Genomic DNA, 11797 nt, shown 5'->3' with positions numbered 1-11797 from the left:
TTATTTTACTTTCTGCAATACAGTCTCTTTCATGATGAATATTAAGAGAATTCCCTTTTCTTTTTTAAAATCCTTGATCGGTTCAGGCGATCAATACACCACAAAACAATAGGTCTCGCCATTTAATTGTATTTTATTGATCGTTTTTGTCGATATTAAATTGAGAATGTATCATTCCGCCGTTTTCCGGAATCGTTCTATTTTCGGGTCTCATTATCTTGCGTCAGCTTCACAGAGCTGTCGTTTTTTTGCTGCTGATGAACTTAATTCTCTGTCATACAAATATGGATATTCGATAATGAAACGTTCACACTTTTCACATCTGCCTGCGGATGTGGCTTTTTCACCGGGGCTGCGCTGTCTTGCCTGGCTCAACATCGCCGTACAGGCAACATTGCCCCTGACGGCGGCCTTCACCCCTGTGATGGCCACGGCCGGCGAACAACATTTCCTGCAGCAGACTGCGCCGTTATCCGCTCCCCGTATGCAGGTCTACACCCTCGGCGCCGGTGAGACCGCCGCTTCTGTGGCAAAAAAATTCCACCTCACACCTGAACAACTGCGCGAGATGAATGCGTTCCGCACCTTTGCTCGCGGCCTGAACGGCCTGCGCCCCGGGGATGATGTGGACGTGCCGCTGATGACGGGAAAGGATAATAAAACCACGTCAGGTGGCACCTCCTCCCACAGGACTTCCTCTGCAGAAGAAGGCGATGAGCAGGCGCAGAAGGTGGCCGGATATGTCACCCAGGCCGGGAGCTTCCTGTCCGGCAGCGCAAAAGGTGATGCTGCAGCTTCGATGGCCCGCGGCATGGCCACCGGTGAGGCGGGTGGTGCCCTGCAGCAGTGGCTGAGCCATTTTGGTACCGCCCGCGTGCAGCTGGACGCAGATAAAAACTTCTCCCTGAAAAACTCGCAGTTTGACCTGCTTATCCCCCTTTATGACCGGGGCAATGAGATGGTATTCACTCAGGGCAACCTGCACCGCACCGACAGCCGGACCCAGGCTAACCTTGGGGCAGGGCTGCGTCACTTCACCCCCACATACATGCTGGGTGGGAACCTGTTCGGGGACTACGACCTGTCCCGGGACCACGCGCGTATGGGGGCCGGGGTGGAATATTGGCGTGACTTTCTGAAGCTGGGCGTCAACGGCTATATGCGCCTGACGGACTGGAAGGATTCCCGGGACCTGGCCGACTATCAGGAGCGGCCAGCCAACGGCTGGGATATAAGGGCGCAGGCGTGGGTGCCATCCCTGCCACAGCTGGGCGGGAAGCTGACCTATGAGCAGTACTACGGGAAGGAAGTGGCCCTGTTCGGGGTAGACAAGCGTCAGAAGAACCCGCACGCCATCACAGCCGGGATAAACTATACGCCGGTGCCGCTGATTACCCTGGGAGCAGAGCAGCGTCAGGGTCAGTCAGGGAAAGGCGACACCCGGCTGACGGTGGATATGAACTACCAGCTCGGAGTGCCGTGGCGCGCCCAGGTCGACCCGACTGCGGTGGCGGCGATGCGCAGCCTGGCCGGCAGCCGGTATAACCTGGTGGAGCGTAATAACAATATTGTGCTGGAGTACCGTAAGAAAGACATCATCCGACTGCACACGGCAGACCTGGTTACGGGATATCCCGGGGAGCAGAAGTCGCTGGGTGTGTCAGTGACCAGTACATACGGGCTGGCCCGCATCGACTGGGAAGACCCGGCCCTGAGTGCGTCCGGTGGTAAAATCGTACAGAATGGCGCGGATTACGCGGTAGTGTTGCCGCCATACCAGGCATCTGCACAGGGTGTGAACACGTACGCCGTCAGCGGCGTGGCAGTGGACACTAAGGGCAACCGGTCTGACCGGAGTGATACCCAGGTTACGGTGCAGGCGCCGGAGATAAATAAGCAGACCTCCACTTTCACGCCGGTGAGCAGTGTGCTACCGGCGGACGGGAAGAGCACGCAGGTGCTGACCCTGACATTGCGGGACGGGAGTAATCAGCCTGCGGATATGGACGTGAAGGATATCAGCCTGAAAAACAGCACGCTGAAAACCGCCGTGGTATCAGCGCTCACAAGAAAATCAGCAGGTGTGTATACCGTCACGGTGACGGCAGGGACGGACAATGAAACGGTGACGTTAACGCCGTCGGTGAGTGGCATCACATTATCCCCGGCCGGGGTGACTATCAGCAGCAGCACACCGGACGCAGGGCAGTCGGTGTTCTCGGCGAGCCCGGAAACCATCATGGCCGACAACACGGCCATCTCCACGCTGACGCTGGTTGCGAAGGATGCACAGGGTAATTCTCTCGCTGGCCTGAAGGACAGCCTGACCTTCGTGGTGAAAGACAGCGGCGGTCAGATACCGGCAGGTGGCATCATTACGGAAAGCGCCGTCACGGAGAGCAGCATTAAAGGCACGTATACGGCGACCCTGAAAGGGACCTCGGCGGGAAAATACACCATAGTGCCGGAATACAACGGTATCGCGATGGGCAGCCTGAGTGCGGCGGTAACGCTGATATCCACCATGCCGGATGAAAATACCTCCACCATTAAAACCGACACCGCCACCTACGTCACTGGCGCGGATATGCTTATCACGGTGACGCTGAAGGATAAAAACCAGAAAGCGCTGACGGGAGACGCGGGTCTGCTGACCACCTCGACGGTGACGGTACCGAATGCAACACTCAAAACCGGCAGTAGCTGGAAGGACAACGGGGACGGGACCTACAGGGCGACGTATACGGCAGAGACGGCGAGCACGGACAACCAGGCGACGCTGAGGCTGAGCGGATGGCCTGCCGGCAGTACCTCTGAGAAGTACGCCATCACGGCGACGCAGCCGGACCAGAGCCAGTCTCTTATCGCGCGTGACAGGGACACCTATTTGTCAGGCGACGACATGCTTATCACGGTGACGCTGAAGGATAAAAACCAGAAAGCGCTGAGGGGAGACGCGGGTCTGCTGACCACCTCGACGGTGACGGTACCGAATGCAACACTCAAAACCGGCAGCAGCTGGAAGGACAACGGGGACGGGACCTACAGGGCGACGTACACGGCAGAGACGGCGAGCACGGACAACCAGGCGACGCTGAGGCTGAGCGGATGGCCTGCCGGCAGTACCTCTGAGAAGTACGCCATCACGGCGACGCAGCCGGACCAGAGCCAGTCTCTTATCGCGCGTGACAGGGACACCTATTTGTCAGGCGACGACATGCTTATCACGGTGACGCTGAAGGATAAAAACCAGAAAGCGCTGAGGGGAGACGCAGGTCTGCTGACCACCTCGACGGTGACGGTACCGAATGCAACACTCAAAACCGGCAGCAGCTGGAAGGACAACGGGGACGGGACCTACAGGGCGACGTACACGGCAGAGACGGCGAGCACGGACAACCAGGCGACGCTGAAGCTGAGCGGATGGAGTGCCGGCAGTACCTCAGAGAAGTACGCCATCACCCTGGGGGATGAGCCGCCTGCGTCCATCAATACTCAGGCTAATCCTCATACCTTTACACAGACCAGCGAAGAAGGGACCTTCCCGACCACCGGCTTTGACTGGGCGACTTTCACCATAGTTCCTAAAGACGGTAAGTCAGCAGCTGACTATCGCTGGTCGTCAGATGCCCGTTGGGTATCTGTATCAGACGGAGTAGTTGAATTAAGCGAACCACCAAGATATATGTCTGGTCATGCCACCATCAGGGGGGTTCCGGTCAATGGTCAGGGAAAAATTATTCAATACAGCTTCTCTCTGACACACTGGTTCATAAAAGGGCGCGATTCAGGTTACGGTTGGGACCAGGCACAAAAAGCAGCTTCAGATTCACAAGGTTACCATTTGCCAACGATTGGGGAGTTGACAAACGCCCCGGTGACGGGTCCTCGGCCTGGGTTTGGTAAACGCGGAGTCGGCAATTTATGGAGCGAATGGGGAGATCTATACAACTACGAAAAGACAGGATTTACTTACTATTATGGAGTATGGACATCATGTCGTGCTGTTGAAGCATCAGAACCTGCTCATTATGTAATTGGGCTGGGCAGCCATGGTGATCTAACTTTTGATTTTGACGGAACTGGGCGCTTTGCGGTATTTGTAAGAAACGTATAATAAGGCTGCTGCGCATTAAGGGGGCTGACGCTCAGTGGAACGAAAACTCACGTTAAGCAATATTTTTTCCCCCGGACGCCTCTTTTAATGGCCGCAGATGCCCTTTCGTCACAAGCTCTGCCAGAGTGAAGGAATAATGGCCGAGTATATTGATATGTCCGTGGCAAAGTGGGAAGAGGCGTGCGATATCTTCATCATTCACGGTTTCACCCTGTTCCCGGAGATGATCCAGGGCTATTGACCTGGATACACTGGTTGCCGGGCTGAAACTGGGATAACGGAAAAATCAGGGGTTCCGGCGTAGAACCCCGATTTGGTTAAAAAAATACTTAGCGTACTTTTTCATACGGTTGGTGGAGTGACCACATTCCGGTAGACAGTTTCTGTCCTCACGGTGAGGCCTTTTCGAAGGCCTCCGGACTGACGCAACCCAGATGACTGTGGCGTCGGGTCCGGTTGTAGAACACTTCAATGTAATCGAAAATATCTGCCCGGGCCATGTCCCTGGTTTTGTATATCCGCTTTCTGATGCGCTCTTTTTTCAGTGAACTGAAGAACGATTCTGCCACCGCATTATCCCAGCAGTTGCCACGCCGGCTCATGCTCGGCGCAAGATTGTTGGCCCTGCAGAACCGCTGCCAGTCATCACTGCCATACTGACTGCCCTGATCGCTGTGCACTATGACGTTTTCTGCAGGCTTACGCCGCCAGACTGCCATCAGCAGCGCATCCAGTGCCAGCTCGCGCGACAGCGTTGGTTTCATCGACCAGCCCACCACATTACGGGCAAAAAGATCGATAACCACCGCCAGATACAGCCAACCCTGCCAGGTGCGGATGTAGGTAATATCAGTTACCCACACCTGGTTGGGTTTTACCACAGTAAATTCCCGTTGTACGCGATTAGGAGCTATCAGTGACGGCCTTCCCCTGACACCACGCGGGACCTTATAGCCATGTACGGCCTGTATCCTGTTCAGCTTAATGATTCTGGCAACACGGTTTCTGCTGCATACTTCACCGATTTCACGAAGATCGCCGTGAACCCTGCGATAACCGTAGACTCCGCCGCTCAGTGCATAAGCATCGCGGATGAGCTCCAGCAACCGCTGATTATCCTTTTCTCCGGCAGAAACTGGGCGATGAAGCCAGACGTAAAATCCCGCACGGGCGACCTTCAGAACCCGACACATTGTTACGATCGACCAGATTTCACGGTGATCGTTGATGAAGCGGTACTTCAGTCGGGCTCCCTTGCAAAGTACCGCGCTGCCTTTTTCAGAATATCCAGTTCTTCCTCAGTACGTTTAAGCTGCGCTTTAAGCTGAGAATCTCCGTCCGCGCATCCAGTAAATCCTGCGCCTGATGCTCGCTGTTATCCGGCCTGACAGACCGGACCCACTTGTAAAGGCTGTGGGCCGATACGCCGAGGCGTTCAGAAACATCGGCAACGGAATAGCCCCGTTCAGTGACCTGACGGACAGCTTCTTCCTTAAACTCTGGGGTAAATCGTGGTGTGCCCATAGATTCCTCCTATGCTCAAACTATAGGGCAGATTTGTCTACGGGCTTGGGGGCACTCCACAAAGCTCTGCCTAGTTTTAACATACAATGTCTAGACCATGACCTTCAGCCACTACACACCAGCCAAAATACCGGCCAGAACCAGATCGATATCTCAACCATATACCCATCGTGGCAACCATTAACTTTTAGATATCTTATTTACCCTTGCAGTCGATTCATGGCACTGAGCGGAAAAGCTAACAGAGCTAAAGGTCCGCTGTGAGCGAAAAGCGGAAGTAGGGGGATGCCGGGAAATGAAGATATTCTCCACAATTCATGATGCGAGTTCATGGCTGTTTATCGCATTTCCCTTGTCCAGTTCGACCTGAATGTACTCTCCTCCATCATGGAGGGACGCACGTTCTGTATATTTTTATAGTAAGGATCAACGATAGTGCAACGGATTAACAACGCGCTGTGCTCAACGGTAAACCAGGGCTCCATATGAATTCATTATTTTCTCTCTGGTCATCAGAATCTTAACGCTACTTGATCTACCTCAACCGATAAGTATGACAAATTAATAAAATCATCATACCTCTTTGGTTGTATCTCTCTTTTACAAGGCCTTATGTTATGTCCAGACTACGCTGTTCGTTATGGCTGCTGTTTTCTCTTGCCTCTTTTGTTGCAAATGCCCACCCCCTGGATGAAATAGCCACCGCATGGCCAGTTAACGTCGGGCCGCTCAATCCGCACCTCTACACGCCAAACCAGATGTTCGCCCAGAGCATGGTTTATGAACCGCTGGTGAAGTATCAAGCGGACGGCTCGGTGACCCCCTGGCTGGCGAAAAGCTGGACTCACTCGGCGGACGGCAAAGTCTGGACCTTTACCCTGCGTGATGATGTGAAATTTTCCAACGGTGAAACGTTTGACGCCCATGCCGCCGCAGAGAACTTCCGCGTCGTGCTGGATAATCGCCAGCGTCACGCCTGGCTGGAGCTGGTCAATCAGATAGTTAACGTCAAAGCGCTCGACAAAAATCAGCTAAAAATCACCCTGAAAAGCGCCTACTACCCGTTCCTGCAAGAGCTGGCGCTGCCGCGTCCTTTCCGCTTTATCGCCCCGTCGCAGTTTAAAGACAATGAGACCATGCACGGTATTAAAGCACCGATTGGCACCGGTCCGTGGGTATTAAAAGAAACGAAGCTCAATCAGTTCGATGTGCTGGTACGTAACGACCGTTACTGGGGCGAAAAGCCGAAGATTCAAAAGATTACCGTCAAGGTGATCCCGGACCCAACCACCCGCGCGGTAGCGTTTGAAACCGGCGATATCGACCTGCTGTATGGCAATGAAGGGCTGTTGCCGCTCGACACGTTCGCCCGCTTCAGCCAGAACCCGGCATACCGTACCCAGCTTTCCCAGCCGATAGAGACGGTCATGCTGGCGCTCAACTCCGCAAAAGCGCCAACCAACGAGTTAGCCGTACGCGAAGCGCTGAACTATGCAGTGAACAAGAAAACGCTTATCGATACTGCCCTGTACGGCACCCAGCAGGTCGCTGATACGATGTTCGCCCCCACCGTTCCTTACGCCAATATTGGCCTGAAGCCGCGCCAGTATGACCCGCAGCAGGCAAAAACATTGCTGGAAAAGGCAGGCTGGACGCTGCCTGCCGGGAAAGATATCCGTGAGAAAAACGGTCAGCCGCTGCGCATTGAACTGTTATTTATTGGTACCGATGCGCTGAGCAAATCGATGGCGGAAATCATCCAGGCGGATATGCGTCAAATTGGCGTGGATGTGGCGTTAGTCGGCGAAGAAGAGAGCAGCATTTATGCCCGCCAGCGCGACGGTCGATTTGGCATGATTTTTAACCGTACCTGGGGCGCGCCGTACGATCCGCACGCCTTTATGAGTTCGATGCGCGTGCCGTCGCATGCCGATTTTCAGGCGCAGCAGGGCCTGGCCGACAAGCCGATTATTGATAAAGAGATTGGTGAAGTACTGGAAACCACTGACGAAACGCAGCGTCAGGCGCTATACCGCGACATTCTGACGCGGCTGCACAACGACGCGGTCTACCTGCCCATCAGCTATGTCTCAATGATGGTGGTTGCCAGACCGGAGCTGGGCGTAATCCCTTACGCGCCGATTGCCTCTGACATTCCGTTTGAACAGATTAAGCCGGTGAAACCCTGATGTTGCGTTACGCATTGCGGCGCATGGCGCTGCTGGTGCCGATGATCTTCGCCGCCTCGGTGATTATCTTCCTGATGCTACGCTTGGGGACCGGCGACCCGGTGCTCGACTATTTGCGCTTGTCGAACCTGCCGCCGACGACAGAGATGGTGGCTTCCACCCGTATCATGCTGGGGCTGGATCAGCCGCTTATTGTGCAGTACGGCACCTGGCTGTGGAAGGCGCTGCATCTGGACTTTGGCATCTCGTTCGCCACCCAGCGTCCGGTGCTGGATGATGTACTGAACTTCCTGCCCGCCACATTACTGCTGGCGGGAGCGGCGCTGGTGCTGATCCTGCTCACCTCCGTGCCGCTCGGTATCTGGGCGGCGCGCCATCGCAATCGTCTGCCGGATTTCGCCGTGCGGGTTATCGCCTTCCTCGGCGTGTCGATGCCCAACTTCTGGCTCGCCTTTCTGCTGGTGATGCTTTTCTCTGTTTACCTGCAATGGTTGCCTGCGTTGGGCTACGGTGGCTGGCAACACATTATTCTGCCCGCAGTGTCGATAGCCTTTATGTCGCTGGCGATTAACGCCCGTCTGCTGCGCGCCAGCATGCTGGAAGTCGCCGGGCAGCGTCACGTGACCTGGGCGCGACTGCGCGGTCTGAACGACAGGCAAACCGAGCGCCGCCATATTCTGCGTAACGCCTCGCTACCGATGATCACCGCCGTGGGAATGCATATCGGCGAACTGATCGGCGGAACCATGATTATCGAGAATATCTTTGCCTGGCCCGGCGTGGGGCGCTATGCCGTTTCGGCGATATTTAACCGCGACTATCCGGTTATCCAGTGCTTTACCCTGATGATGGTGATTGTTTTTGTGGTCTGTAACCTGATTGTTGACCTGCTGAACGCAGCACTGGACCCGCGCATTCGTCGCCATGAAGGAGCGCATTCGTGAACTTTTTCCTCACTTCTCGCTGGTCTGTTCGCTTAGCGTTAGTGATCATCGCCCTGCTGGCGGTGATTGCACTCACCAGCCAGTGGTGGCTGCCGTATGACCCACAGGCCATTGATTTACCGTCACGCCTGCTGGCCCCTGAAAGCCAGCACTGGCTAGGTACCGACCATCTTGGCCGCGATATTTTCTCACGCCTGCTCGCGGCAACCCGCGTTTCGCTCGGTTCGGTGATGGCCTGCCTGCTGCTGGTACTGGCGCTGGGGCTCATCGTCGGCGGCAGCGCGGGTCTTATCGGCGGTCGTGTCGATCAGACCACCATGCGCGTCGCGGATATGTTTATGACCTTCCCGACCTCGATCCTCTCTTTCTTTATGGTCGGTGTGCTGGGAACCGGGCTGACCAACGTAATTATCGCCATCGCCCTGTCGCACTGGGCATGGTATGCGCGAATGGTGAGAAGCCTGGTGATCTCCCTGCGCCAGCGCGAGTTTGTGCTTGCCTCCCGGCTTTCCGGCGCGGGTCATGTTCGGGTGTTTATCGACCATCTGGCCGGCGCGGCGATCCCATCGCTGCTGGTGCTGGCGACGCTGGATATTGGTCACATGATGCTGCACGTCGCCGGAATGTCGTTCCTCGGTCTGGGCGTCACCGCACCCACCGCTGAATGGGGCGTGATGATTAACGACGCGCGCCAGTATATCTGGACCCAGCCGCTGCAAATGTTCTGGCCTGGGCTGGCGCTGTTTATCACCGTCATGGCCTTCAATATTGTGGGTGACGCGCTGCGCGACCACCTGGATCCTCATCTGGTCACGGAGCATGTCCACTGATGCCACAACAGATTGAACTGCAAAACATTGCCCTGCGCGCCGAGCGCCTATTGGTGCATGGCGTCTCTTTGACACTTAAACGCGGACGCGTGCTGGCGCTGGTCGGCGGCAGCGGCAGCGGCAAATCGCTAACCTGCGCGGCGGCACTCGGCATTCTGCCCGCAGGCGTACACCAGACGGCGGGAGCCATTCTTGCGGATGGCAGGCCGATTGCGCCCTGTGAACTGCGCGGCATCAAAGTGGCCACCATCATGCAGAATCCGCGCAGCGCTTTTAATCCGCTGCGAACAATGGCCGATCATGCGCGGGAAACCTGCCAGGTGTTGGGTAAACCGTCTGACGACGCCACGCTCATCGCCACGCTTGAAGCGGTTGGACTGGAGCAGGCGCAGCACGTTTTGCAGCTGTATCCGTTCGAAATGAGCGGCGGCATGCTGCAACGCATGATGATTGCGATGGCGTTGCTGTGCGATGCGCCGTTTATTGTCGCCGATGAACCCACCACCGATCTGGACGCGGTGGCCCAGGCGCGGATTCTCGACCTGCTGGAACATATTATGCAAAACCGTGCGCTGGGAATGCTGCTGGTGACGCATGATATGGGCGTGGTCGCACGCCTGGCGGATGATGTGGCGGTTATGGATCACGGTAGCATTGTGGAACAGGGCGACGTCGAAACGTTGTTTTGCGCGCCACAACACAGCGTCACCCGCAATCTGGTGGCGGCACATCTCGCCCTGTACGGTATGGAGCTGGTATCATGACATTATTCAGCGTCTCTGCGATCACCCACCAGTATACGGGTTCAGAGGTATTAAAAGCCGTCTCTTTCGCGCTGAAAAGTGGTGAAACCGTCGCCCTGCTGGGACGCAGCGGCTGCGGAAAAAGCACGCTGGCGCGCCTGCTCGTCGGGCTGGAATCGCCAACGCAGGGCAGCGTCTGCTGGCGCGGCGAGCCGCTCTCGCGACTGAATCGCGCAAAACAAAAGGCGTTCCGCCGGGATATTCAGATGGTGTTTCAGGATTCCATCAGCGCGGCTAACCCGCGTAAAACCGTGCGTGAGATTTTGCGCGAACCAATGCACCACCTGCTGTCGCTGACTAAATCAGAGCAACTGGCGCGGGCCAGCGAAATGCTCCATGCCGTCGATCTCGACGACAGCATACTCGACAAGCGGCCGCCACAGCTGAGCGGCGGGCAGCTCCAGCGTGTTTGCCTGGCACGGGCGCTGGCGGTAAAACCCAAACTGCTGATCCTTGATGAAGCGGTGTCAAACCTTGACCTTGTCCTCCAGGCAGGCGTAATTCGCCTGCTCAAAAAACTCCAGCAGCAGTTTGGCACCGCTTGTCTGTTTATCACTCACGATTTACGCCTGGTCGAGCGCTTTTGCCACCGGGTTATGGTCATGGATGAGGGACAGATCGTCGAGACGCAAACCGTGGGGGATACATTAACCTTTTCCTCTGACGCCGGACGTGTGTTACAAAATGCGGTACTTCCCGCATTCCCTGTGCGCCGTAGCGCGACAAAAAAGGTTTAAATCAGATGCAACGTGTCACTATCACTCTCGATGACGATTTACTGGAAAAGCTGGACAGCCTGAGCCAGCGCCGTGGCTACAATAACCGTTCCGAAGCAATCCGCGACATTCTGCGCGGCGAGCTGGCGCAGGAAACCACCCAGGAACACGGCACTCAGGGCTTTGCGGTGCTCTCGTATGTTTATGAACACGAGAAACGCGATTTAGCCAGCCGGCTCGTCTCCACCCAGCATCATCATCATGATTTGTCCGTTGCAACGCTGCACGTCCACATTAACCACGACGACTGCCTAGAAATCGCCGTGCTGAAAGGCGACATGGGGGACGTTCAGCATTTTGCCGATGATGTGATTTCCCAGCGCGGCGTCCGCCACGGTCATTTGCAGTGTTTGCCTGAAATAAAATGAACATTACATCACTGCAGCATAGCTTTTGTGAATGAGCCCGAAACCGACGATATTTAATGTAAAAAGCTGCCAGGACACCTCTCAAAATACTTGCGCTTCATAACGTCCGTTTCTGGCACAGAGCAGACAGCCAGACGCAAGGGTAACGTTTCTGAAGTAAGCGTAAATTAAAATCAGTAAAAAAATTTACTTGGTTGAACTCCTCCCAAACGGAGGAGCTAAGCTTTAGAATTCACGCTACCTACT

Annotated in this window: 7 protein-coding genes and 2 pseudogenes; 7 read left to right on the top strand and 2 right to left on the bottom strand. The window is 55.6% G+C overall.

All coding sequences use genetic code 11. From position 1 onward, the window contains the following. Positions 1 to 298: 298 nt before the first annotated feature. Positions 299 to 4117 (top strand): inverse autotransporter beta domain-containing protein, encoded by a 3819-nt coding sequence (locus FOC35_RS03320; RefSeq protein WP_172568125.1) that lies wholly within the window; start codon positions 299 to 301, stop codon positions 4115 to 4117. 52 nt (positions 4118 to 4169) lie between these two features. On the opposite strand, the pseudogene FOC35_RS03315 reads toward FOC35_RS03320, so the two are convergent. Further along, a pseudogene (locus FOC35_RS03315) lies at positions 4170 to 4328 on the bottom strand (hypothetical protein); the annotation flags it as partial. Positions 4329 to 4506: 178 nt separating this feature from the next. Next, positions 4507 to 5641, bottom strand: a pseudogene (locus FOC35_RS03310) (IS3 family transposase). Between the two features lie 617 nt (positions 5642 to 6258). Here FOC35_RS03310 and nikA point away from each other — a divergent pair. The 6 genes from nikA to nikR are packed head-to-tail and all read left to right on the top strand — an operon-like array spanning position 6259 to position 11551. Next, a complete protein-coding gene (gene nikA / locus FOC35_RS03300; protein WP_172568123.1) occupies positions 6259 to 7830 on the top strand; it encodes a nickel ABC transporter substrate-binding protein in 1572 nt (523 codons plus the stop codon). Beyond that, a complete protein-coding gene (gene nikB / locus FOC35_RS03295) occupies positions 7830 to 8774 on the top strand; it encodes a nickel ABC transporter permease subunit NikB (RefSeq protein ID WP_172568122.1) in 945 nt (314 codons plus the stop codon). Before nikA ends, nikB begins: the two co-directional genes overlap by 1 nt. After that, the gene (nikC, locus tag FOC35_RS03290) at positions 8771 to 9604 is read left to right on the top strand and encodes a nickel ABC transporter permease subunit NikC (RefSeq protein WP_172568121.1); all 834 of its coding nucleotides are present in this window, start codon (positions 8771 to 8773) and stop codon (positions 9602 to 9604) included. Before nikB ends, nikC begins: the two co-directional genes overlap by 4 nt. Further along, positions 9604 to 10368, top strand: coding sequence for a nickel import ATP-binding protein NikD (nikD, locus tag FOC35_RS03285; protein WP_172568120.1), 765 nt, complete (start codon positions 9604 to 9606; stop codon positions 10366 to 10368). The genes nikC and nikD overlap by 1 nt, the downstream gene beginning before the upstream one ends. Further along, complete coding sequence (gene nikE, locus FOC35_RS03280; RefSeq protein ID WP_172568119.1) at positions 10365 to 11144, top strand: nickel import ATP-binding protein NikE; 780 nt, start codon at positions 10365 to 10367, stop codon at positions 11142 to 11144. Before nikD ends, nikE begins: the two co-directional genes overlap by 4 nt. A 5-nt stretch (positions 11145 to 11149) precedes the next feature. Further along, on the top strand, positions 11150 to 11551 hold the full coding sequence (nikR, locus tag FOC35_RS03275) for a nickel-responsive transcriptional regulator NikR (RefSeq protein ID WP_172568118.1): 402 nt from the start codon (positions 11150 to 11152) through the stop codon (positions 11549 to 11551). Positions 11552 to 11797 lie beyond the last annotated feature (246 nt).

The sequence above is a fragment of the Cedecea sp. FDAARGOS_727 genome, assembly GCF_012273235.1.
GTDB lineage: Bacteria > Pseudomonadota > Gammaproteobacteria > Enterobacterales > Enterobacteriaceae > Cedecea > Cedecea davisae.
This window is presented reverse-complemented; position numbering and strand designations above follow the sequence as displayed.

What these genes read in the sequence shown, in the direction of transcription:
- FOC35_RS03320 (WP_172568125.1), top strand. Translation starts at nt 299, where the DNA reads ATGAAACGTTCACACTTTTCACATCTGCCTGCGGATGTGGCTTTTTCA.
- nikD (WP_172568120.1), top strand. Translation starts at nt 9,604, where the DNA reads ATGCCACAACAGATTGAACTGCAAAACATTGCCCTGCGCGCCGAGCGC.
- nikE (WP_172568119.1), top strand. Translation starts at nt 10,365, where the DNA reads ATGACATTATTCAGCGTCTCTGCGATCACCCACCAGTATACGGGTTCA.
- nikR (WP_172568118.1), top strand. Translation starts at nt 11,150, where the DNA reads ATGCAACGTGTCACTATCACTCTCGATGACGATTTACTGGAAAAGCTG.
- nikB (WP_172568122.1), top strand. Translation starts at nt 7,830, where the DNA reads ATGTTGCGTTACGCATTGCGGCGCATGGCGCTGCTGGTGCCGATGATC.
- nikA (WP_172568123.1), top strand. Translation starts at nt 6,259, where the DNA reads ATGTCCAGACTACGCTGTTCGTTATGGCTGCTGTTTTCTCTTGCCTCT.